Here is a 23,461-nt window from a genome sequence, read left to right on the forward strand (position 1 = left end):
AACTCTTTAACTCCTAAATAAAGAAAGATATGATTAGTTTGAACATTGAAAAAACTTTTGGATTCATTTCCAAGGAATCGGTTTCTGCCTACGAAGCTCAGGTAAAAGCCGCACAGGAAGCGCTGGAAAACGGCACTGGTAAAGGTAACGACTTTCTGGGGTGGTTGCATCTGCCCTCTTCTATCAGTAAAGAGCACCTGGCCGACCTGAAAGCTACCGCACAAGTATTGAGAGACAATTGTGAGGTAGTGATCGTAGCCGGTATCGGAGGAAGTTACCTGGGTGCCCGTGCGGTGATCGAGGCATTGTCAAACAGCTTCACTTGGTTACAGGAAAAGAAAACAGCACCGGTCATGATTTATGCCGGCCACAATATTGGTGAAGATTATCTGTACGAACTGACTGAGTTTCTGAAAGATAAAAAATTCGGTGTAATCAATATCTCTAAATCCGGTACAACTACAGAGACCGCTCTGGCATTCCGCCTACTGAAGAAACAGTGTGAAGATCAACGCGGCAAAGAGATGGCAAAGAAAGTAATCGTAGCCGTTACAGATGCCAAGAAAGGTGCGGCACGCGTTACTGCAGATAAAGAAGGATACAAATCTTTCATTATCCCTGACAATGTAGGAGGACGTTTTTCCGTGTTGACTCCGGTAGGTTTATTGCCCATTGCAGTAGCCGGATTCGATATCGAGCAACTGGTAAACGGTGCTGCCGACATGGAGAAAGCTTGTGGAGCCGATGTTCCTTTCGCAGAAAACCCTGCAGCGATTTATGCCGCTACTCGTAACGAGTTATACAAGAACGGCAAGAAGATAGAGATTCTTGTTAATTTCTGCCCGAAGCTTCACTACGTAAGCGAATGGTGGAAACAACTTTATGGAGAATCTGAAGGAAAAGATAATAAAGGTATCTTCCCGGCAGCAGTCGATTTCTCTACAGACCTGCACTCGATGGGTCAGTGGATTCAGGAAGGTGAACGCACAATCTTCGAAACAGTGATCTCTGTAGACAAAGTGAACCATAAGTTAGAAGTACCTTCGGATGAAGCTAACCTGGATGGCTTAAACTTCCTGGCCGGCAAGCGCGTAGACGAAGTAAACAAAATGGCCGAATTGGGAACCCAATTGGCTCACGTAGACGGAGGAGTTCCCAATATGCGTATCGTGATTCCGGAACTGAGCGAATTCAGCATCGGACAATTACTCTATTTCTTCGAAAAAGCTTGCGGTATCAGCGGCTATCTGCTGGGCGTAAATCCGTTCAACCAGCCGGGTGTAGAAGCATACAAAAAGAACATGTTTGCTTTACTGAACAAACCCGGATACGAAGAAGAATCAAAAGCTATTCAGGCAAGACTGTAAGAGCCCAATAAAACAGGTATATAATAGAAAAGAGCGGTACTATCGGAAGTATCGCTCTTTTCTATTATATACCGATCCGTCAGATCAATCGTCTTGTTTATCGGAAGTTTTGATTTCCAATTCATACTTGGCCCCTTCACAATTAACAGGTTTGGAGAAAAGGTAGAATTTAAGTTTCACTCCATCTTCGGTCACTTGCTGCACCTTTGCCCTGATACCTATTTGAGTCTGAGAAACTCCATCCTTAAACCCTAACTTGCCATTATCCTTATCCGTAAACTCTTTATCATCACTGAGCGTCTCTTCCGGCAAATCATTAAAATCAATCTCCACAGCAGTCTCTTTACTACCCGGAGTTTCCTCTTTTACCAGAAACGTATTCAACTCCTCTCCATTGCCGTCCAGTTTCAATGAAATTTCGAGTTCATCATCTACTTTGAGAGGAGGTAAGGCCTCCATTTGCCGGGTATAATCCATCTCTCCGTCATTGACGTACAGTCCCTGCATTTCGATCGTAGGACTTGGAACAGAATCTTTGCAAGCGGTAGTCAGCAAGCATAACGACAGTAAAGGGAAAAATAGTTTTTTCATGCAATCATATCACTTAATAGATTTTGCAAAAATACATATTCTGTTCGATTCACCAAAATAATCGTATCTTTGCACTCCAAATCAATAGGTATATATCATGTTTCAGGAAGCAATTGCGCAATATCTCAAGCAAAATCATTATGAATCTATCCAACTGAAATCCGTGCTTTTCGATATGGACGGCGTACTTTTCGACTCCATGCCTTATCATGCCGAAGCATGGCACAAGACCATGAAGGCCCATGGGCTGAATTTAAGTCGGGAAGAAGCTTACATGCACGAAGGCCGTACGGGGGCCGGAACTATCAACATCGTATGTCAACGTCAATTGGGACGTGACGCCACTCAAGAAGAAATAGAGAGTATTTATCTCGAAAAGAGCATCGAATTCAACAAGCATCCCCAAGCCGAACGCATGCCGGGTGCATGGGAATTACTACAAAAAATCAAAGCGGAAGGTATCATCCCGACCGTGGTTACCGGTTCCGGACAAGCCTCACTGCTGGATAGACTCGAGCATAACTTTCCGGGAATGTTTCGTCAGGAATTGATGGTGACTGCCTTCGATGTCAAATACGGAAAGCCGAATCCGGAACCCTATCTGATGGCATTGGAAAAAGGAGGATTGAAACCTAATGAAGCTATTGTCATCGAAAATGCCCCTTTAGGTGTAGAAGCCGGACATAAAGCCGGAATATTCACCATTGCTGTCAACACCGGACCTCTGAACGGGGAAATACTGCTGAATGCCGGTGCCGATTTATTATTCCCTTCAATGCAAGCCTTATGTGAATCCTGGGAGAAATTAGTCCGACTCCTACATTAATTGGCCAATAAAACTAAAATGGCTGATAATTGTTTAATTATCAGCCATTTCTTTGTACTCCCGAAGGGAATCAAACCCTTATCTTAGGTACCGGAAACCTACATTCTATTCGTTGAACTACAGGAGCATTGTTTTTATGCGACGACAAAAGTATAAAAAATCTTCGCATTTTCCTAATGATTCACCTTTTTTTGTAGTATTCATCTACCGAACGCTATATTATCAAATATTATTTTGCAACTCTTATGCTATATAAAACGATCAATTTGATAACATTTTAGCCTATTGTTCATACAGATATAGATATTATTCATATCTTTGCCGACAAATAACAATCAATAAACCTATGAGTTACCTAATAAAACCTCAGAATTATAAACCTTTGCTTGACCTGAAACAGACAGAACTGGGCATCAAACAAATTAAAGAGTTCTTCCAGCTGAATCTTTCTTCGGAGCTGCGTCTACGCCGTGTCACAGCCCCACTCTTCGTACTCAAAGGAATGGGTATCAATGATGACCTGAACGGTATAGAACGTCCTGTCTCATTTCCCATCAAGGACCTGGGCGATGCACAAGCGGAAGTAGTACACTCACTCGCTAAATGGAAGCGCCTGACCTTGGCAGATTATCACATTGAACCGGGTTATGGTATTTATACGGACATGAATGCCATCCGCTCGGACGAAGAACTGGGCAATCTGCATTCACTTTATGTAGACCAGTGGGACTGGGAACGGGTAATTACTGCCGAAGACCGTAATGCCGACTTCTTAAAAGAGATCGTAAACCGCATTTATGCCGCTATGATCCGTACGGAATATATGGTGTACGAAATGTACCCGCAAATCAAACCTTGCCTGCCACAGAAGTTGCACTTTATCCATTCGGAAGAATTACGCCAGTTGTATCCCGATATGGAACCTAAATGCCGCGAACATGCCATCTGTAAAAAGTATGGAGCCGTATTTATCATCGGCATCGGTTGCAAGCTGAGTGATGGCAAGAAACATGACGGACGCGCCCCGGACTATGACGACTATACCAGCAAAGGGTTGAACGACCTACCCGGACTGAATGGTGACCTGTTGCTCTGGGACGATGTGCTGCAACGCTCCATTGAGTTGTCCTCAATGGGTATCCGTGTAGACAAAGAGGCTCTTTTACGCCAGGTGAAGCAAGAGAATCAGGAACAAAGACTGGAACTCTATTTCCATAAAAGATTATTGAATGATACGCTTCCACTCTCTATCGGCGGCGGTATCGGACAATCACGCTTGTGCATGTTCTACTTACGCAAAGCTCATATCGGCGAGATTCAGGCAAGTATCTGGCCAGAAGAAATGCGTCGTGAATGTACAGCCCTTAATATACACCTTATTTAATAGCCTATGAACGTACAAATAGAAGAGAGCTGGAAAACTCATTTAGAACCAGAATTTGAGAAGGATTATTTCCGCACACTGACTGAATTTGTCAGAAGTGAATATAGCCAGTATCAGATCTTTCCTCCGGGAAAGTTGATATTCAATGCATTCAATTTATGTCCGTTTGATAAAGTAAAAGTAGTCATTATCGGTCAGGACCCCTACCATGGTCCCGGTCAGGCACACGGCCTTTGTTTCTCGGTGAATGACGGAGTAGCCTTTCCACCTTCTCTGGTGAACATTTTCAAAGAAATAAAAGAAGATATCGGCACGCCAGCCCCGTCCACCGGTAACCTGACAAGATGGGCTGAACAGGGTGTCCTGTTGCTGAACGCCACCCTGACAGTACGCGCCCACCAGGCCGGTTCACACCAACGTCGCGGTTGGGAAGAGTTTACAGATGCTGCCATCCGTGTCCTGGCCGAAGAAAGAGAAAATCTGGTATTCATCCTTTGGGGAAGTTATGCACAAAAGAAAGGTGCCTTCATTGACCGTAACAAGCATTTGGTACTCAGTTCGGCACATCCTTCTCCCCTCTCTGCCTACAATGGCTTCTTTGGGAATAAGCATTTCAGTAAAACAAACGAATACCTGAAAGCCCATGGAAAAACAGAAATAAACTGGTAAACAGAGCAAACTATCAAACGATAGTCGATAAACAGCCGGCAATTTATGCTATAGAAATTTTAAGCATAAATTGCCGGCTGTTTATCGTTCGTCCATCAGATATTTAATACCACTGAATATTACTTTGAGTCTGACTTCTCTTATCCCACTTCAAGTCACGCAGGATACTTGCCGTAGCCCGAATCGTAAAATTATAATAGCGATAACGGCCGAAAGGCGAAATACTGGCAGACATATTGAAACAATGCAAATCACGTGTAATCGTGCAAGAAGTCTGAGTGATCTCCTTTGCCTCGAAATCATATCCGGAATTGAATGTAAACGACCAATTATTGGAAATCTTCAGGTTACCCGACATGTTGATATTTTGCGTATACTTAAACGGATAACGCATCGTATTACGATTGATCGGCTTACTGCGATCCTCGGAAATACGGAACGAATAGTTCACATTCAGCGACCATGGCATCTTAAATACCTGATAACCGTCACGATCCGCCTGTGCTTTTTCTACCCTCTTCTCAGTAACCGCTTCGTCACCGGTAGAATTTCCTTTTTCTTCGTCGACACCGTCCTTTTTCTTCTTTTGATCGTTATCCTTATCTTTCCCGAACAACTTCTTCCAGGTATCATTATTGAATGTATAGTTGATGGAAGATCCCCATCCCTGGAAACGCCCGAAGCGGCCATAAGACCATTCGGTGCGGTCACCCACTATTACATTACCCGACTTATCGAATGTATAGGCATAGGTTGCGAATACCGCGTTCATATTCAGCGTATAGTTATTAAACTTCTTGAACTTCATACGCAAACGCATATTCAGGTTACTCCATGGTTGCTTCTTTGCAGCCATATTATAAGAAAGATTGAAACCGATTTCATCAATCAAACTGACTTTCACAAGAGAGTCTTTCTTGTTACGGTATTTCATCTCCAAGTTGTTCGACACATCAAAACTAACCGTTCCGGACTTTTCACGCGGAGCTGTACCAAACTGCTGACTGGAATAAGGCGAGTAATACTGATCATTACCGTCTGCATCACGATAATATTCCCAGAATTGCCCGAAACTTGGAGAGCCATTCAATGAAATCTGCGGGGTAAAGACATGGCGAATCTGTATCTCTTTTTTCTTCATAAACAGCGGCTGGTACATACCATACATCTTGGTACTTAAAGCCAGGCTGGCCGAATAGTTGAACACCCGATAGAATCCATGAATCGTATCGCCGGGGTGTGTATCCCATTTCTGGGTAGTTTCGTCATAGCTCTTCATCACCTTACGGGTATACCAACGTTCAGTGTAATTAAATGAAGGTACCACCTGCAAATACTTGAAAAGAGTGAAAGTTGCCTGTACCGGGATGTTATGCTGCATTGCATTCTCCCATTCCCTGAAACCGGCTTTAAACAAACGGTCGTCTTTTGTCTTCAGGCTGTTGGTCAAACGTCCCGAATAACGCAATGAGATCTTTTCGTACCAACGCTCCTCACCTACCGCACGTTTACGCTTAAAAGGGAAAATAGTACTCAGAGTAATATTCAAGTCAGGCAGGGTGACAGCAATAGAAGAGTCACGCATGGTTTGCGCTATGTTGAAAGTACCCGCGAGTGTCAGCTTCTGATCCGGGAAACTACGAGAGTAGCTTACACTCGAAGTTTTTGTATTCTGGGTCATCAACTGAGAATTATAGAGGTTGTTGATATTGGTACGTTCGTAACTACTGGTAGCGAAGTTTACACTTGCCGAGAAAGTGCTGTTGGGACTCGCCTTCTGGTCTTGCCGGTGATTCCACACAATCTTGAAGTCTTTAGCAACCGAATAGTCCGGCATACCTTTATCCCCAAGTTTGGTTACCTGATAGCCGGCCTGTAACGAGCCGGAATATTTATAACGCTTGTTATAATTGGTTTCCATATTGGCGGCCCATGAACCTTTGGTAAAAATATCGGCAGTCAGCTTGAGGTCCATCAGATCACTGACAGCAAAATAGTAACCACCACCGGTCAAACCGAAACCACGGCTGGAGTCATCCATATAACTCGGCATGACAAAGCCCGAAGAATAGCTGCTGGAAAACGGAAAGAAGAAAAACGGTACGGCCAAAGGCAACGGTACATCTTCCACTACCAGATAAGCAGGCCCCGTTACCACATTTTTCTTAGGACGGACCTTGGCTTTGGTCAACTGCATATAGAAGTGCGGATGATCGTGGTGGTCGCAGGTCGTATATCGTCCATTCTCCATGAACAGTTCATCGTTTGCGCCTTTCTTCGCATTGTTACCTACCACGTAGCCTTCCCCCTGCTGGGTAACGACGTTATTGATAAATCCTTTTTTACTCTTGAAGTTATACCGGATAGCCTTCGTTTCATAAGGAGTCTCTCCATCCTTAAACACCGGTTTCCCCTTCTCCACTCCCACAGAGTCGATCACTCCACGGGCATAGACCGTACTGCTGTCCATGTTCATGGTGATAATTTCGGCTCCCAGTTCGATGTTCTCGTAGTTCACCTTTCCATCTCCATACAAATGGGCAAATCCTCCTTGTGTAAAGACAATAGAGTCATTGGCAGAATATACAACGGGAGCGTCCAGGGGTTGTTTCTTTTTCTTCACCGATTCCGCCGACAATGTATCGGCCTTCAATACATTGGCTTTCAATGTATCGTTTTTCAGTGTGTCGACTCTCAGTGAATCGTTCTTAGGGGGTGAATAGACCACCGGCCCTTTCAACTCCCTGACACGGCGACGCTGAGCCATAGCTTCGTACGGAAGCATCAGGAGGATCAACAGTAGTATGGATGATATTATCGTATTTGCTTTCAATGGCGTCATTAACTAATAGAGTTTACGCTTGAAGGGGCAAAAGTACACAATCTTCACCAAATATACTTGAGAATCTTCATTTTTAATTCTTTTTTAGGCACTAAAGAAATAGCTTACACCAATTGTTAAAACGTTGCAAACCTTCATCTCCATACTTGGCGATGCTCTTACGAGCCCCCTCCACAGTTTTCTCACGGTCGAGATGGGTTTTCGAAAAAAACTTGTCGGCAAAGCAAATCACTTGTTCTTCCATACTCACCGGCAACATTTCGCGATGGGGGACAGGAAGTTTTTGATCCATAATATCTTTCAGTGAAAGTCCCGCCCCGGTATGCCGTTCACAGACTAATGCGTGTCGAGGGAAACCTTCCTTACGGACAAGCCCGGCTCCGAGATATCCATGACAAATGTAAGGTTCCGTCCCAAAACATTGAATACCCGGAGCATGTGTCAGGAAGATACCAATATCATGCAGCATGGCGGCTTCTTCCAGAAAGACAGTATCCAGATTCAGTTCCGGATGTTTTCCGGCGATCCATAGAGCTTTATCAGCCACCGACCGGCTATGCACGTTCAAAATATGTTTCAGTTCATTATCCTGAGGATAATATTTGTCTATCAAATCAAGCACTTTCATATTCTATTATTCATTAATTCAAAAACCACTTGCCATTGGTTTCCGGAATGGAACCCCTTCATAAGCCAAGTGTGTTCGATTGGTTTCTTAAGCACATTTCTTTCCTTCTTTACCCCTCTTTCCCGGCCTTGTTTAGTGGGCCCGGGTTCATGTACCCATCAGCTCGGATACCCGAACCCGCTGATGAACAAGTCAAAAGTCGTTAATACTCCCATTCAGGCTTATCCAAGAGGGCAAACCGGCTAAACAAATTAACTTCTCCCACATAGAAAACAAGTCATGAATGAGGAAGGTTCCTGCCAAAGGCAAAGATAACAACTGTTTTTTAATACGGAATGAAGATAATCAAAAGAATTGATTGTATATTTGTGCATTTCATAGTAACCCGGAAAACGGATCTGATATCATATTAAAAACAATCCAATATTTATTCCTATGACAAAACCTTCTTACAAACAGTGGATAGCAGCCTGTACTCTCACGAGTACATTGCTATTGGGAGCTTGCGGTTCCGCTCCCGTTACCAGAGACGCATCAATCGTACCGTTGCCTAACCAAATTCAACAATCCGGCAACGCTTTTGTACTAACCCCGAACACTACAATCGGTACCACCGACCCGGAATTACAGCCAGCCGCCCAATACCTGAAAGAAATTCTTTCGGCCGCCACGGGCTACGACCTTCAGGTTAAAGAGGGCAAGGGGACAATCACTCTTGCGAAAGCCAACATCGAAGGAAAAGAAGGTGCCTATACACTTTCGGCAAAATCAGACCGGATAGACATCACAGGCAACTCTTATGGAGGGGTGATAGCCGGTATCGAATCGCTTCGCCAGTTATTCCCACCGCAAATCGAATCCAAACAAATCGTAGACAGTGTGGCATGGGCCATTCCCACGGCAGAGATTCAAGACGCCCCCCGATTCGAGTGGCGCGGGATTATGCTCGATGTATCCCGTCACTTCTACACCAAAGAGGAGGTAAAAGAATTACTCGACCTGATGGCACTCTACAAAATGAATAAGTTCCACTGGCATCTGACAGACGATCAAGGTTGGCGCATCGAAATAAAAAAATATCCGTTACTGACGGAGAAAGGCGCATGGCGTACCTTTAATTCACACGACAGATCGTGTATGAAGTCCGCTAAATCAGAAGACAATCCGGATTTTCTGATTCCGGAAAACAAACTCCGCATCATCGAAGGCGACACATTATATGGCGGATACTATACGCAGGAGGATATCAAAGAAGTGATTGAATATGCCAAAGTACGCGGGATAGATATCATTCCCGAAATTGACATGCCGGGACATATGTTGGCTGCTGTCAGCAACTATTCCGGAGTAGCCTGTACCGATAAAGTAGGCTGGGGAACCACTTTCTCCTCACCCGTCTGCCCCGGAAAAGAATCGGCAATGGAATTCTGTAAGAATGTATATAGTGAACTGATCGACCTGTTTCCCTACAAATATGTACACATCGGAGGAGATGAAGTTGAAAAAGCAAACTGGAAGAAATGTCCCGATTGCCAGAAACGTATGCGGGATAATCATCTGAAAACCGAAGAAGAGCTGCAATCCTGGTTTATCCACGATATGGAGAAATTTTTCAATGCAAAGGGGAAAGAGATGATCGGCTGGGACGAAATCATCGAAGGCGGACTGAGCCCGACGGCTACCGTAATGTGGTGGAGAAGCTGGGCAAAAGATGCTCCCGCAAAGACAACTCAACAGGGGAACTCCATCATTTTCACTCCAAACGGACAGTTCTATCTGGATTATCAGGAAGACAAAAACTCTGTACGCAATATTTATAACTTCAATCCGGCAATCGAAGGATTGACTTCCGAACAACAGGCATTAGTCAAAGGCGTACAAGGAAACATCTGGTGTGAATGGATTCCTTCACGCGAACGCATGCAGTATATGGCTGTTCCACGCTTGCTGGCTATTGCCGAACTGGGTTGGAGCCAACCCTCACAAAAGAACTGGAATGACTTTGCACAACGCATGGCAAACCAATTCGAACGCCTCAACATCATGGGTATCAATTATCGCATCCCCGACTTGGAAGGCTTCCATCGCAACAATGCTTTTATCGGTGAAGGAACCGTAAAGGTAACCTGCCTCGATCCCAATGCCGAAATTCATTATACGACGGACGGCAGCACTCCTACTCTGCAATCGCCTAAATACGAAGGGCCTATTCAAGTAAAAGAAACAACGGACTTTACGTTCCGCACCTTCCGTCCCAACGGAAAAGCCGGTGACATCTCCCGGACACGCTTCATCAAGAGCGAATATGCTCCGGCTACGACTGTCACTCCCTCTGCCAAAGGATTGCAGGCTGAATGGTATGAGTTTAAAGGCAACAAGTGTGCAGACATCACTAAAGCACCGCTGAACGGAACTTACCCGATAGAAAAAGTTATGATTCCCGAAAAGGCAAAAGGAAATATAGGACTGGTTATCAAAGGGTTTATTAATGTGCCGAAAGACGATATCTATACCTTTGCCCTTTTGTCGGATGACGGCAGTACGCTGGTAATAGACGGTGAACAGGTGATCGATAACGACGGACCGCACGGGCCGCGTGAAGTTATCGGCCAGAAAGCATTATCGAAAGGGTATCATCCGATAGAAGTACGCTATTTTGACCAAAACGGTGGCCAACTGAAAATGACGGTAACCGGCACTGAAGGAAACGAAATTCCGACAAGTGACTTATATGCAAACTAACATTATTGCTCAAAGGATAAATTGACATGACACACAAGGGTGTGTCATGATCCACCACAGAGTAGCACCGAATTCGACAGATCGAACTTAATCTATTATTGATAAATGATATTTATCTGTGTAAATCGGTGTACTCTGTGGTGAATACGAGTTTAGGTACACCCTCCGATACACGGATTATAATTCAGTTCCGCTCCATAACACAAAAAATCGATATCATGATAAAACTTAAACTAAGCATTCTTGTATGGGCGATCGGCCTATCGATGACCGCCTTTTCTCAAACAACTTCGTCCTTGCGGGCGAAAGTGTTAACCTTGAACGACTATCCGGATGCTCTCCGGTTGTGGGAGTTATATAACGATTCCGCTTCTGTAGAACAAAAAAATCCGTCATAGAAGGCAACCGGGAATTTATATTTCTTTTTGATAGACACGTGTATGCTCCCCCCAAGGGTGATAGCAATCTCCTATATATACAAAATTAAAATGTTCATAATAGCCTGTATGAGTTGTACACAAGTATAAATTCCCGAAGCCTAACCGCCGGGTATCCTCTTCTACTGCTTTGATTAGTAAGTTTCCGTAATTATGCCCTCTATACTGCTCTTCGATGAATAAAGCAACCAACCACGGGTATAAGTCCATACGTGAATTAAAATCATTTGTGGCAAGTCCGGCACAACCTATAATTTCTCCTTCTCCATTTATCAGAAGATACCATTGTGGCAGAGGAGATTCCGACTCCAAACAAGTTCTGAAACAGTTATCATAAACCATTCTACTATTTTCGTCAGCCCACTTCCTTTGGAAATAAGCAATTGCCTCCTCTAAATATTGAGGGCTTTTCCGTAATGAAATGATATCCATAATTATAATCTTATTTATTAGCCGCTTACATTATTACTGCATTTTTCACTCTCTTTCTTTCTCTTCTTCCAAAGTTGCCAGCTATTAATAATGTTTTGCCACAATACATAGCTTCCCGGCCCTACAGCAGAAAGTGGATTCAGATAAGTATGAGCCATCCAGATGGCAAGAATAGTATTCTTTTGCCCTAAAGCCTGTCCACCACTAATACGATCGTTGTATATACTGCCCAATGTTTTGCCCAGAAAAAATTGAAGACAACATGCTATCAGGGCGACAACCGCAATCATAATCTCCGTAAGTCCGTCTGCCGGATCATTAATCAAAGAATAAAGCGTTTGTGCAGTGACAATAGCAAGAGAAATTCCCCATAAATAAAAGGCCAGTTCATGATAACCCAACAGCACTTTATGCACCTTGGGAATAAACCTCTGCAAGAACCAGGCTGCTAAGAAAGGACAGATCAATAAAGGAAAAACCTTACTGAGAATCACCAGAAAAGCATCTATAAAACTAATACCGGGATTGGCCTCTATCAATGGAAACAGGATCGGAACAGCAATTGCAGCTCCAATATTGGCTATCAATGTATAAGTTGTCAGACTGGCGGCACTTCCCCCCAACTTCGATGTAATAACGGCAGCCGCAGTAGCCGTGGGGCAAATAACACAAACCATCGCTCCTTCTGCCACAATTTTATTAAAACGATAAAGTAGCAGATAAACAATCAAAGATCCGAATATCTGAATCAATAAAAGCCATAAGTGTAACGGCTTCGGTTTTAAGTCACGCGGAGATACCTTACAAAAAGTGAGAAGCAACATAGTGAAAATCAGTATCGGAGTAAGGAAAGAAAAGCTGATAAATACCGGATAACCAACAGCACCTACCAGCATAGCTATCGGAAGCGTCCAATTTTTCAAGAACTTCAGCATTGTTATATCGTTTAAATTTCAGGTGCAAAGTAACGTAAAAAACTCAAAACTTAACACTAAATAGTGAGTTTTCAACAAATTTCTGCTACATTTGCACATTATTTTATATGGAACTACGTAGACCACACATATTATATATATTGATTTGCCTTTGGCTACTCGTTTCTCCATCAAACGTCAGTAGCGTCTGGGCAAAAGATTTCGTTGTAGTTATTGACGCCGGACATGGCGGTCACGATCCCGGAGCCATCGGAAAGATATCCAAAGAAAAGAATATCAATCTGAAAGTAGCATTGAAATTGGGTAATCTGATCAAACAAAACTGCAATGATGTGAAGGTGGTCTATACCCGTAGCAAAGATGTATTTATACCACTTGACCGCCGTGCAGAGATTGCCAACAATGCAAAAGCCGACCTGTTTATTTCAATCCACACTAACGCTCTGGCCAATAACCGGACCGCAAAAGGTGCTTCTACATGGACATTAGGTCTAGCCAAATCAGACGCCAACCTAGAAGTGGCCAAACGGGAGAACTCTGTAATCTTATATGAAGATGATTACAAAACTCGTTACGCCGGATTTAATCCCAATTCCGCTGAATCGTATATTATCTTCGAATTTATGCAAGACAAATATATGGAGCAGAGTGTACACTTGGCTTCATTGGTTCAAAAACAATTCCGCCATCACTGTAAACGGGTGGACCGGGGAGTACATCAGGCCGGATTCCTTGTATTGAAGGCTAGTGCCATGCCAAGCATTCTGGTTGAACTCGGTTTTATCTCTACGCCTGAAGAAGAACGTTATCTTAATACAGAAGAAGGAAGTTCTACTTTGGCAAAAGGTATATATCGGGCATTTCTCTCTTATAAAAGAGAACACGAAATCCGTTTGACAGGCAGCAGCCGCACTGCACTTCCCAATGATGATGAAGTAACCGATACTGAGGTTGCACAGATAGACAGCACAGAAAGCGAAAACAAAAAGCCCCAAAATACTCCACGCACCGACAAGCTTGTAACAGAAGCAAAAACTCAACGCCCAATTGTTGTAGAAAGCACAACAAACGACTCTGAAATTACGTTTAAGATACAAATACTGACCTCTTCACGTCCACTATCTAAAAATGATAAACGACTGAAGGGATTGAAAGATGTAGATTATTACAAGGAAAATGGACTATACAAATACACTTACGGGGCATCGTCCGATTATAATAAGGTATTACGGACACGCCGTAATACAGTCACTCCATTATTTAAGGATGCCTTCATCATTGCATTCCGCAACGGAGAAAAGATGAATATCAACGAGGCTATAGCCAATTTTAAGAAAAGAAGAAATAAATAAAAAGACTAAATAACAAAACATGAAACTCATTACAAAAGAAGTCAGGATAGGAATAGCAGGTGTTGCGGCCTTGTGCTTACTCGTCTTCGGGATCAATTATCTGAAAGGCATCAACATGTTTAAGCCTGCCAGCTATTTTTATGTAAAATTCCATAATGTAAACGGTCTGGCACAATCGAGTCCGGTATTCGCTGATGGTGTCCGTGTAGGTATCGTCCGTGATATTGCTTACGATTACAATCAACCGGAAAATGTAATAGTGGAAGTAGAAGTAGATACTGATTTACGCATACCGAAAGGAAGCTCAGCCGAACTGGTACCCGAACTGATGGGAGGAGTAAGAATGAATATTTTATTGGCCAACAATCCTCGCGAACGCTATACAGTAGGCGATACGATTCCGGGAACGCTAAACAACGGCATGATGGAGAAAGTTGCAGCAATGATGCCCGCTGTCGAAAAGATGTTGCCCAAATTAGACTCTATCCTTACTTCACTGAACACAATCATGGCAGATCAAAGCATTCCGGCAACTCTGCATTCTATTGAAAAGACAACAGCCAATCTCGAAGTTACCAGCCGTCAATTGAAAGTATTGATGAACAATGATATCCCACAATTAACAGGAAAGCTCAATACTATCGGTGATAACTTTGTTGTAATCAGCGGCAATCTGAAAGAAATTGATTATGCTGCCACATTCAAAAAAATAGACACCACTCTTAGCAACGTAAAAATGCTTACAGAAAAACTTAACAGCAAAGACAACACTGTCGGATTACTGTTAAACGATCCACAATTATACAATAACCTGAACCAAACAACCATTAATGCAGCAAATCTGCTTGAAGACCTGAAGGAACATCCGAAACGATATGTTCACTTCTCTTTGTTTGGTAAGAAAGATAAGTAGAGAATACGCCTTAAATAGAATTTATCTAAATAAGCGTGTACCAAACGAGGATAGGATGAAATCCTTTAAAAGTCTATTCATAGACAGAAAGGATACGTGCACCAACTATCAGGTTAAAGAATAACAGATGGGCCGTCACGTGATAAGCAATTAATTAACAAGTAGTTATAAAAAAGCAATAGCTTCCCATAAGAAGTATTTTATAGGGAAATGATAAGTCACTGAAAGTAAACACATTATTCTTTCAGTGAGAAATACAAGAAAAAGGAGATTTGTTTTTCTCGAATAAGATTCCCAATTTTGCAACCGTAGAAGTTTTGCTTAATTAATAAATGTATTACAGCCGCTATGAGTGAATCGAGTCATGTCGGCCTATGGAACCGCTGTCTTGAAATTATTAGAGACAATGTTCCTGAGTCGACATACAAAACATGGTTTGTTCCCATTGTTCCTTTAAAATATGAGGACAAAACGTTAATCGTACAAGTTCCCAGCCAGTTTTTCTATGAATTCCTGGAAGATAAATTTGTGGACTTGCTACGTAAGACGTTATATAAGGTTATAGGCGACGGCACGAAGTTGATGTACAATGTGCTGGTGGACAAAAGTTCAGGGGCAACCGTGAACCAGGAGTCTACTACCCGCTCTACGGCTATTCCCCAATCCGGACTTCCCCGTGTTGATGAAAGGAAAGCTCCGGGCTTGCTGCGTGCACCGGCCGTTCAGGATCTTGATCCCCATCTAAATCCGAACTATAACTTTGAGACCTTTATTGAAGGATACAGTAATAAGCTTTCAAGAAGTGTTGCCGAAGCTGTTGCCGAGAATCCGGCAAAAACAGTCTTCAATCCGCTGTTCCTCCATGGAGCATCGGGAGTAGGAAAGACCCATTTGGCCAATGCCATCGGTACCCGCATCAAAGAGTTGTATCCGGACAAAAGAGTGCTTTATGTTTCAGCACATTTATTTCAGGTACAATATACCGATTCCGTACGTAACAATACAACGAATGACTTCATCAACTTCTACCAAACAATCGATGTATTAATTATTGATGATATTCAAGAATTTGCAGGTGTCACCAAAACACAAAACACTTTCTTCCATATCTTTAATCACCTACATCAGAATGGCAAACAGCTGATATTGACTTCCGACCGTGCTCCTGTATTATTGCAGGGTATGGAAGAGCGCTTACTGACCCGGTTTAAATGGGGAATGGTAGCCGAATTGGAGAAGCCTACCGTAGAACTGAGAAAAAATATATTAAGAAATAAAATTCATCGGGATGGATTACAATTCCCTTCGGAAGTAATCGACTATATTGCTGAGAATGTTAATGAAAGCGTGCGTGACCTGGAAGGTATTGTCATTTCCATCATGGCCCACTCTACCATTTACAATAAAGAAATCGATCTGGACCTGGCACAACGCATTGTTCGCAAAGTCGTTCGTTGTGAGACAAAAGCTGTCACTATCGATGATATCATCAACGTAGTTTGCAAGCACTTCGATTTGGAGTCATCTGCTATCCATACCAAATCAAGAAAAAGGGAAGTCGTACAGGCACGCCAAGTAGCCATGTATTTAGCTAAAACACATACAGACTTCTCTACTTCCAAAATTGGAAAATTCATAGGCAATAAAGATCATGCCACCGTTTTGCATGCATGCAAAACAGTAAAAGGGCAATGTGAGGTTGACAAAGGATTCCGATCGGATCTGGAAAACATAGAAACTTTACTCAAGAAAAGAAACGTGAGTAACGGTGAACGGTAGACGATGAACGATGGACATACTGCAAAATAATGTAAGATGTTCATCGTCCATCGCTCGCCCCATTTATCGCTCACTGTTCATCGTTATTTAATCCATAAAGCCCTGCCGGCGAAGTACCTTCAACAGATTCTCAGACATAAATTCATTATCCTTCTTTGTATAGCGGACATCCGTGAATACTTGGGGCAGAGTCTCTTTCTGATTCTCTTCTATAAATAACTTGTTCTCAGGCAAAGATTCCTTATAAGCATATAACCGGTTTATATCTTCGGCGGTATAATCGTGATAGCTCTCTTCATGTATAATGCCCTCTATCGGCAGACGGTCTACCTGTTTCGGAGATTCCGCCGGATATCCCACAGTCACTGTAGTAATGGGAAACACCAACTCGGGCAAGTGCAAAGCATCGATGATCATTTGAGGATTATAGGTAGTAGTACCCAAATAGCAAATACCCAATCCGGCTTCCTCGGCAAGCGTACAGAAAGTCTGTGCAACCAATAAAGTATCCATAGCGGCATTCAAAAAGGACATTAAATTACCATATCCCGGCACCGCATTCCTTTCCTGACAATATTTGCAAAAACGACGAAAATCCGCGCAAAATGTCAATACAACCGGAGCCTCCTTTACCATCGGCTGATTAAAATGAGCCGGAGAAAGTATTTCTTTTTTCTCGGCATCACGGGTGACAACCACACTATAAAGCTGCATTCCACCCATCGTAGAAGCGCGAAATGAAGTTTCAAGCAAATCATTTAACAAATCCGGCGTAATATCTTTTTGCTGGTATTTGCGGATTGTCCTTCTGTTCTTAACTGTATCCATCATATCTTTTTTCTGCAAAGATATAAAAAGAATAATCATTCTATCTCATTTATAAAATAGAATAATTTTCTTTTTGGAAAACTTCAAGCGTCGAACAAAAGCATCATTCATTTGTTTATCAATTGCTTATCGTTTATAAACGGATAACTTAGTACCGGTTAATAAATTATCTCGTTTTTATTTTGATATACCAAAAAACATTCATAGCTTTGCAGGCACGTTTGTTAATGATAAGTAAGCTTCTACATATTTACTTATTAATAAAGAAATCTAAGACACATTGCATCGTGGAAAAGCAAATTTACTCTTACGAGGAAGCCTTCGAAGAATCTTTACGATATTTTCAGGGCGATGAACTTGCTGCGCGAGTTTGGGTAAACAAATACGCAGTAAAAGACTCTTTCGGAAATATTTACGAGAAGTCACCGAAGGATATGCATTGGAGACTTGCCAACGAGGTGGCTCGCATTGAAGCAAAGTACCCCAACGCACTAAGTTCCGAACAGTTGTTTGAGCTGTTTGATCATTTTAAGTATATCGTACCGCAAGGTAGTCCGATGACAGGTATAGGTAACGATTATCAGGTTGCTTCACTTTCCAATTGCTTTGTGATTGGTATTGATGGTTCTGCCGATTCATACGGTGCCATCATCAAAATAGACGAAGAACAGGTGCAACTGATGAAAAGACGTGGTGGTGTAGGTCATGATCTCTCGCACATCCGTCCCAAAGGTTCTCCTGTGAAAAACTCCGCTCTGACTTCTACCGGTCTGGTTCCGTTCATGGAACGTTATTCCAATTCCACACGTGAGGTTGCTCAAGACGGACGTCGCGGCGCACTGATGCTCAGTGTATCGATCAAGCATCCGGACTCGGAAGCATTTATCGACGCCAAAATGACAGAAGGTAAGGTAACAGGAGCCAATGTTTCAGTTAAGCTGGACGATGCATTCATGTCAGCAGCCGTAGAAGGCAGAAAATATACCCAACAATACCCTATTGACTCCGATCACCCGACTACGGTAAAAGAGATCGAAGCTTCCAACCTATGGAAAAAAATTGTGCATAACGCATGGAAATCAGCAGAACCGGGTGTATTGTTCTGGGATACCATTATTCGCGAATCAGTGCCCGACTGTTATGCGGACCTAGGATATAAAACGGTTTCGACAAACCCTTGTGGTGAAATTCCATTATGCCCCTACGATTCTTGCCGACTGTTGGCCATCAATCTATATTCATACGTAGTCAATCCGTTCACCAAAGATGCCTACTTCGACTTCGATCTCTTCCATAAACATGTAGCACTGGCTCAGCGCATCATGGATGATATCATCGATCTGGAATTGGAGAAGATAGAACGTATCATCGAGAAAATCGATCAGGACCCCGAAAACGAAGAAGTGAAACACACCGAACGCGGACTGTGGGAAAAGATCTATAAGAAGAGTGGTCAGGGACGACGTACCGGTGTCGGTATTACAGCCGAAGGCGATATGCTTGCCGCTCTCGGAATGCGTTATGGAACAGAAGAAGCGACAGAGTTTTCAGAGAAAGTGCACAAAGCAGTCGCTTTGGGCGCTTATCGTTCATCAGTGGATATGGCCAAAGAACGCGGAGCATTCGATGTATATGACTCGGAAAGAGAAAAGAACAATCCGTTTATCAACCGCTTGCGCGAAGCCGACCCGGCATTGTATGAGGATATGAAAAAATATGGTCGCCGTAACATTGCGTGCCTGACCATCGCTCCTACCGGCACAACCAGTCTGATGACCCAAACTACCTCGGGTATCGAACCAGTATTCCTTCCGGTATACAAACGCAGAAGAAAAGTAAACCCGAACGATACCAACGTACGAGTCGACTTTGTTGACGAAACCGGAGATGCCTTTGAAGAATACATCGTATTCCACCACAAGTTTGTGACTTGGATGGAAGCAAACGGCTATGATCCGGCTAAACGATACACTCAGGAAGAAATAGACGAACTGGTAGCAAAATCACCTTATTACAAAGCAACGTCCAACGATGTGGACTGGCTGATGAAGGTGCGTATGCAAGGTAAAATTCAGAAATGGGTAGACCACTCCATCAGTGTGACCATCAACCTGCCGAACGATGTAGACGAAGAATTGGTAAATCGCCTGTATGTGGAAGCCTGGAAGTCAGGCTGCAAGGGCTGTACGGTTTATCGTGACGGTTCCCGTTCAGGAGTGCTGATCTCTGCGAAGTCCGACAAAGATAAGAAAGAGGAACTCCCTCCTTGCAAACCACCAACGGTAGTCGAGGTACGCCCGACAGTGCTTGAAGCCGACGTCGTACGCTTCCAAAACAACAAAGAGAAATGGGTGGCCCTGGTCGGCTTGCTCGACGGCAGACCTTATGAGATATTCACCGGTCTGCAAGACGATGACGAAGGAATCATTATTCCGAAAAGCGTAAATACCGGACGCATCATCAAGAACGTCGATGAAAACGGAAACAAACGCTATGACTTCCAGTTCGAGAACAAACGCGGATACAAAATGACCATCGAAGGTCTGTCTGAGAAGTTCAATAAAGAATACTGGAACTATGCTAAACTGATTTCAGGCGTACTTCGCTGGAGAATGCCGATCGAACAGGTGATCAAACTGGTAGGTTCGCTGCAATTGGACAGCGAGAACATCAACACCTGGAAGAATGGTGTAGAGCGTGCGCTGAAAAAATATGTGCAGGACGGAACAGAAGCCAAAGGCAAGAAGTGCCCCAACTGCGGAAACGAGACATTAGTTTATCAGGAAGGTTGCCTCATCTGTACCACTTGCGGTGCATCCAGATGTGGATAAACTTAGCCAAGTAAATGATTAATATGTAAGCAAAAAGTGTTGAAAGGAGCCCATAGGCTCCTTTCAATGTTTAATCATACAAAGAGCACAAACGTTTGCATACTATTTTAAAGTAGTTCGACGAAAGTAAAGATACGACATATGTAGAATATTTCTATACTTGCAAAATCATTAGTCAATAATTAAATCTAATATATATGATAGTTACATTTCATATTGAATATCGCACAAGCTGGGGAGAAGAAGTCAGAATATTAGGTTCTGTCCCCGAACTTGGGAAAAATAATCCGGAGCAGGCTGTAGCCCTTACCACAGTAGACGGCATTCATTGGAGCAATGAAATATCCATTCAATTGCCGGCCGAAGGGGTTGTCGAATACAGTTATCACATATACCGTGACGGTAAGGCCATCCGTACCGAATGGAACTCCTTTCCGCGACGCATCTATCTGCCGGCCGACGTTAAGAAAAGCCTGCGCATCAACGACTGCTGGAAGAATCTTCCGGAGCAGCAATACTTCTACAGTTCGGCATTTACCGAAGCACTGCTGGCGCACCGCGAACGAAGCGCAATCCCCAAAAGCTACAAAAAAGGATTGATGATCAAGGCTTATGCTCCACGCATCAACAGCAAGTACTGCCTGGCCATCTGTGGTAACCAGAAAACACTCGGCAACTGGGACCCGGACAAGGCATGGCCCATGAGTGATGCCAACTTTCCGGAATGGCAAGCCGAACTGGATGCTTCCAAACTGGAATTTCCGCTAGAATACAAATTTGTATTGTACAATAAAGAAGAGAAACGTGCCGAAGCTTGGGAGAATAACCCCAACCGCTATCTGGCTGCTCCCGAAATCAAAGCAAACGAAACGTTGGTCATTGCCGACCGATATGCCTACTTTAATATTCCTTCCTGGAAAGGTGCAGGCGTAGCTGTCCCTGTATTCTCACTAAAGTCGGAAAAAAGTTTCGGTGTAGGAGACTTCGGAGACCTGAAGAGAATGGTGGACTGGGCGGTCAGTACCAACCAGAAGGTAGTACAGATCTTACCGATCAACGATACCACCATGACTCATACATGGACAGACTCTTATCCCTACAACAGCATTTCCATTTATGCCTTCCACCCGATGTATGCCGACCTTAAACAGATGGGCAACCTGAAGGATAAGGAAACTGCGGCCGCCTTCAACCGGAAGCAAAAAGAACTGAATGCACTTTCCGCCATCGACTACGAAGCTGTCAACCGGGTGAAATGGGAATATTTCCATCAGATATTCAAGCAAGAAGGAGAAAAGGTGCTGGCTTCGAAAGCCTTCCGCAGCTTCTTCGAAGCCAACAAAGATTGGCTGCAACCGTATGCTGCATTCAGCTACCTGCGCGATTTATACCATACACCGAACTTCCGCGAATGGCCCCAATACTCGGAGTACAATGCTCAAGAGATTGAAGAACTGTGCCGCCCCGACACGGCGGACTATGCCCATATCGCCATCTACTTCTATATCCAGTTCAATCTTCACCTGCAATTGCTCGAAGCCACCACTTATGCCCGCGAGCATGGAGTAGTGCTGAAGGGGGACATCCCCATCGGTATCAGTCGCAACAGTGTAGAAGCCTGGACAGAACCTTATTATTTCAACCTCAACGGACAGGCCGGTGCTCCACCCGATGATTTCTCTATCAACGGGCAGAACTGGGGTTTCCCCACCTATAACTGGGATGTGATGGAGAACGACGGTTATAAATGGTGGATGAAACGTTTCCAAAAGATGGCTGAATACTTTGACGCCTACCGCATCGACCACATTCTGGGATTCTTCCGCATCTGGGAAATCCCGATGAATGCCGTGCATGGATTGCTGGGACAGTTTGTACCCGCCCTTCCCATGAGCCGTGAAGAGATAGAAAGTTACGGACTCTCTTTCCGTGAAGAGTTCCTGCGGCCGTATATCCATGAATATTTCCTCGGACAAGTGTTCGGACCACATACCGACTATGTAAAGCAGACGTTCATCGAACCGACTGAAACTTACGAGGTATACCGTATGCGTCCGGAATTTGATACCCAACGCAAGGTAGAAGCCTTCTTTGCCGGCAAGAACGACGAAGACAGTATATGGGTCAGAGACGGATTATATGCCCTGATCAGTGACGTATTATTTGTTCCCGACCGCAAAGACCCGAACCTGTACCATCCCCGCATTGGCGTGCAGCACGACTTTATCTACCGTGCCCTGAACGACTGGGAAAAAACAGCATTCAACCGCCTTTACGACCAGTACTACTATCATCGTCACAATGACTTCTGGCAACAGCAAGCCATGAAGAAATTGCCACAGCTTACCCAGTCTACCCGCATGCTGGTATGTGGCGAAGACTTAGGCATGATTCCCGACTGCGTGGCATGGGTGATGAATGACTTACGTATCCTGAGTCTCGAAATTCAGCGGATGCCCAAGAATCCGGCAGAAGAATTCGGGAGGCTGAACGAATATCCGTACCGTTCGGTCTGCACCTTCTCCACCCACGATATGTCGACCCTGCGGGGCTGGTGGGAAGAAGACTATCAGCAGACCCAACGCTACTACAATCAGATGCTGGGACATTATGGTACCGCTCCTGCCATAGCAACGCCGGAGCTGTGCGAAGAAATAGTACGCAATCACCTTTACAGCAATTCCATCCTCTGCATCCTATCCCTGCAAGACTGGCTGTCGATGGATGGAAAATGGCGCAACCCGAATGTACAGGAAGAACGGATCAATATCCCCGCCAATCCGCGTCATTACTGGCGCTACCGGATGCACCTGACACTGGAACAACTGATGAAAGCAGAAAGCCTGAATGAAAAAATCAGGGAATTGGTGAAGCAGACAGGCAGAAATCCGGAAAAGTAACATCC

16 protein-coding genes, 1 tRNA gene and 1 pseudogene are annotated in these 23,461 nt (G+C 43.8%); 11 read left to right on the forward strand and 7 right to left on the reverse strand.

The window, feature by feature from the left end:
- Positions 1-29 precede the first annotated feature (29 nt).
- Complete coding sequence (locus BF9343_RS17380; RefSeq protein WP_005790898.1) at positions 30-1,367, forward strand: glucose-6-phosphate isomerase; 1,338 nt, start codon at positions 30-32, stop codon at positions 1,365-1,367.
- Between the two features lie 84 nt (positions 1,368-1,451).
- Here the strand turns inward: BF9343_RS17380 and BF9343_RS17385 are convergent, their stop codons facing one another.
- A complete protein-coding gene (locus BF9343_RS17385) occupies positions 1,452-1,958 on the reverse strand; it encodes a DUF5035 family protein (protein WP_005798172.1) in 507 nt (168 codons plus the stop codon).
- A 97-nt stretch (positions 1,959-2,055) separates the two neighbouring features.
- On the opposite strand from BF9343_RS17385, the gene BF9343_RS17390 reads away from it, so the two are divergent.
- Positions 2,056-2,784, forward strand: a complete 729-nt coding sequence (locus BF9343_RS17390; protein WP_005798173.1) for an HAD family hydrolase — start codon at positions 2,056-2,058, stop codon at positions 2,782-2,784.
- A 55-nt stretch (positions 2,785-2,839) separates the two neighbouring features.
- Here BF9343_RS17390 and BF9343_RS17395 read toward each other — a convergent pair.
- Positions 2,840-2,911: transfer RNA gene (locus BF9343_RS17395), tRNA-Arg, on the reverse strand.
- Between the two features lie 219 nt (positions 2,912-3,130).
- Between BF9343_RS17395 and asnA the strand changes: the two genes are divergently transcribed.
- A complete protein-coding gene (gene asnA / locus BF9343_RS17400; RefSeq protein WP_005790904.1) occupies positions 3,131-4,168 on the forward strand; it encodes an aspartate--ammonia ligase in 1,038 nt (345 codons plus the stop codon).
- A gap of 6 nt (positions 4,169-4,174) precedes the next feature.
- The gene (ung, locus tag BF9343_RS17405) at positions 4,175-4,837 is read left to right on the forward strand and encodes a uracil-DNA glycosylase (RefSeq protein ID WP_005798174.1); all 663 of its coding nucleotides are present in this window, start codon (positions 4,175-4,177) and stop codon (positions 4,835-4,837) included.
- Positions 4,838-4,940: 103 nt separating this feature from the next.
- Here ung and BF9343_RS17410 read toward each other — a convergent pair whose 3' ends face one another.
- Complete coding sequence (locus BF9343_RS17410) at positions 4,941-7,679, reverse strand: putative LPS assembly protein LptD (RefSeq protein WP_010993484.1); 2,739 nt, start codon at positions 7,677-7,679, stop codon at positions 4,941-4,943.
- A 91-nt stretch (positions 7,680-7,770) separates the two neighbouring features.
- The gene (locus tag BF9343_RS17415; RefSeq protein WP_005790909.1) at positions 7,771-8,307 is read right to left on the reverse strand and encodes an HD domain-containing protein; all 537 of its coding nucleotides are present in this window, start codon (positions 8,305-8,307) and stop codon (positions 7,771-7,773) included.
- A gap of 435 nt (positions 8,308-8,742) precedes the next feature.
- Between BF9343_RS17415 and BF9343_RS17420 the strand changes: the two genes are divergently transcribed.
- Positions 8,743-11,049 (forward strand): family 20 glycosylhydrolase, encoded by a 2,307-nt coding sequence (locus BF9343_RS17420; RefSeq protein ID WP_010993485.1) that lies wholly within the window; start codon positions 8,743-8,745, stop codon positions 11,047-11,049.
- Between the two features lie 137 nt (positions 11,050-11,186).
- Positions 11,187-11,435 (forward strand): annotated as a pseudogene (locus BF9343_RS24210) (hypothetical protein); the annotation flags it as partial.
- Positions 11,436-11,462: 27 nt separating this feature from the next.
- Here the strand turns inward: BF9343_RS24210 and BF9343_RS17430 are convergent.
- Both BF9343_RS17430 and BF9343_RS17435 read right to left on the reverse strand, forming a co-directional pair.
- Positions 11,463-11,918 carry a GNAT family N-acetyltransferase gene (locus BF9343_RS17430; RefSeq protein WP_005798182.1) on the reverse strand — a complete coding sequence of 152 codons (456 nt, stop codon included), beginning with the start codon at positions 11,916-11,918 and terminating at the stop codon, positions 11,463-11,465.
- Positions 11,919-11,935: 17 nt separating this feature from the next.
- Positions 11,936-12,853, reverse strand: a complete 918-nt coding sequence (locus tag BF9343_RS17435; RefSeq protein ID WP_005790916.1) for a bile acid:sodium symporter family protein — start codon at positions 12,851-12,853, stop codon at positions 11,936-11,938.
- Between the two features lie 107 nt (positions 12,854-12,960).
- On the opposite strand from BF9343_RS17435, the gene BF9343_RS17440 reads away from it, so the two are divergent.
- From BF9343_RS17440 to dnaA, 3 genes are all read left to right on the forward strand, one after another.
- On the forward strand, positions 12,961-14,205 hold the full coding sequence (locus BF9343_RS17440) for an N-acetylmuramoyl-L-alanine amidase family protein (RefSeq protein ID WP_005790917.1): 1,245 nt from the start codon (positions 12,961-12,963) through the stop codon (positions 14,203-14,205).
- A gap of 19 nt (positions 14,206-14,224) precedes the next feature.
- Positions 14,225-15,118: an MlaD family protein gene (locus tag BF9343_RS17445; protein WP_010993486.1), complete on the forward strand. Its 894-nt coding sequence runs from the start codon at positions 14,225-14,227 to the stop codon at positions 15,116-15,118.
- 348 nt (positions 15,119-15,466) lie between these two features.
- Positions 15,467-16,897: a chromosomal replication initiator protein DnaA gene (gene dnaA, locus BF9343_RS17450; protein ID WP_005798188.1), complete on the forward strand. Its 1,431-nt coding sequence runs from the start codon at positions 15,467-15,469 to the stop codon at positions 16,895-16,897.
- An 87-nt stretch (positions 16,898-16,984) separates the two neighbouring features.
- Here the strand turns inward: dnaA and BF9343_RS17455 are convergent, their stop codons facing one another.
- Positions 16,985-17,728: an NADPH-dependent oxidoreductase gene (locus tag BF9343_RS17455; protein ID WP_010993487.1), complete on the reverse strand. Its 744-nt coding sequence runs from the start codon at positions 17,726-17,728 to the stop codon at positions 16,985-16,987.
- A gap of 284 nt (positions 17,729-18,012) precedes the next feature.
- Here BF9343_RS17455 and BF9343_RS17460 point away from each other — a divergent pair, with 284 nt between their 5' ends.
- A complete protein-coding gene (locus tag BF9343_RS17460) occupies positions 18,013-20,556 on the forward strand; it encodes an adenosylcobalamin-dependent ribonucleoside-diphosphate reductase (RefSeq protein WP_008769973.1) in 2,544 nt (847 codons plus the stop codon).
- A gap of 197 nt (positions 20,557-20,753) precedes the next feature.
- The gene (locus tag BF9343_RS17465) at positions 20,754-23,456 is read left to right on the forward strand and encodes a 4-alpha-glucanotransferase (protein ID WP_010993489.1); all 2,703 of its coding nucleotides are present in this window, start codon (positions 20,754-20,756) and stop codon (positions 23,454-23,456) included.
- Positions 23,457-23,461: the final 5 nt, after the last annotated feature.

This window comes from Bacteroides fragilis NCTC 9343 (assembly GCF_000025985.1).
GTDB classification, from domain to species: Bacteria; Bacteroidota; Bacteroidia; order Bacteroidales; family Bacteroidaceae; genus Bacteroides; species Bacteroides fragilis.

Excerpts from the sequence above, each read along its gene's own strand:
- BF9343_RS17380 (WP_005790898.1), top strand. The coding sequence starts at position 30 with ATGATTAGTTTGAACATTGAAAAAACTTTTGGATTCATTTCCAAGGAA.
- BF9343_RS17385 (WP_005798172.1), bottom strand. The coding sequence starts at position 1,958 with ATGAAAAAACTATTTTTCCCTTTACTGTCGTTATGCTTGCTGACTACC.
- BF9343_RS17390 (WP_005798173.1), top strand. The coding sequence starts at position 2,056 with ATGTTTCAGGAAGCAATTGCGCAATATCTCAAGCAAAATCATTATGAA.
- asnA (WP_005790904.1), top strand. The coding sequence starts at position 3,131 with ATGAGTTACCTAATAAAACCTCAGAATTATAAACCTTTGCTTGACCTG.
- ung (WP_005798174.1), top strand. The coding sequence starts at position 4,175 with ATGAACGTACAAATAGAAGAGAGCTGGAAAACTCATTTAGAACCAGAA.
- BF9343_RS17410 (WP_010993484.1), bottom strand. The coding sequence starts at position 7,679 with ATGACGCCATTGAAAGCAAATACGATAATATCATCCATACTACTGTTG.
- BF9343_RS17415 (WP_005790909.1), bottom strand. The coding sequence starts at position 8,307 with ATGAAAGTGCTTGATTTGATAGACAAATATTATCCTCAGGATAATGAA.
- BF9343_RS17420 (WP_010993485.1), top strand. The coding sequence starts at position 8,743 with ATGACAAAACCTTCTTACAAACAGTGGATAGCAGCCTGTACTCTCACG.
- BF9343_RS17430 (WP_005798182.1), bottom strand. The coding sequence starts at position 11,918 with ATGGATATCATTTCATTACGGAAAAGCCCTCAATATTTAGAGGAGGCA.
- BF9343_RS17435 (WP_005790916.1), bottom strand. The coding sequence starts at position 12,853 with ATGCTGAAGTTCTTGAAAAATTGGACGCTTCCGATAGCTATGCTGGTA.
- BF9343_RS17440 (WP_005790917.1), top strand. The coding sequence starts at position 12,961 with ATGGAACTACGTAGACCACACATATTATATATATTGATTTGCCTTTGG.
- BF9343_RS17445 (WP_010993486.1), top strand. The coding sequence starts at position 14,225 with ATGAAACTCATTACAAAAGAAGTCAGGATAGGAATAGCAGGTGTTGCG.
- dnaA (WP_005798188.1), top strand. The coding sequence starts at position 15,467 with ATGAGTGAATCGAGTCATGTCGGCCTATGGAACCGCTGTCTTGAAATT.
- BF9343_RS17455 (WP_010993487.1), bottom strand. The coding sequence starts at position 17,728 with ATGATGGATACAGTTAAGAACAGAAGGACAATCCGCAAATACCAGCAA.
- BF9343_RS17465 (WP_010993489.1), top strand. The coding sequence starts at position 20,754 with ATGATAGTTACATTTCATATTGAATATCGCACAAGCTGGGGAGAAGAA.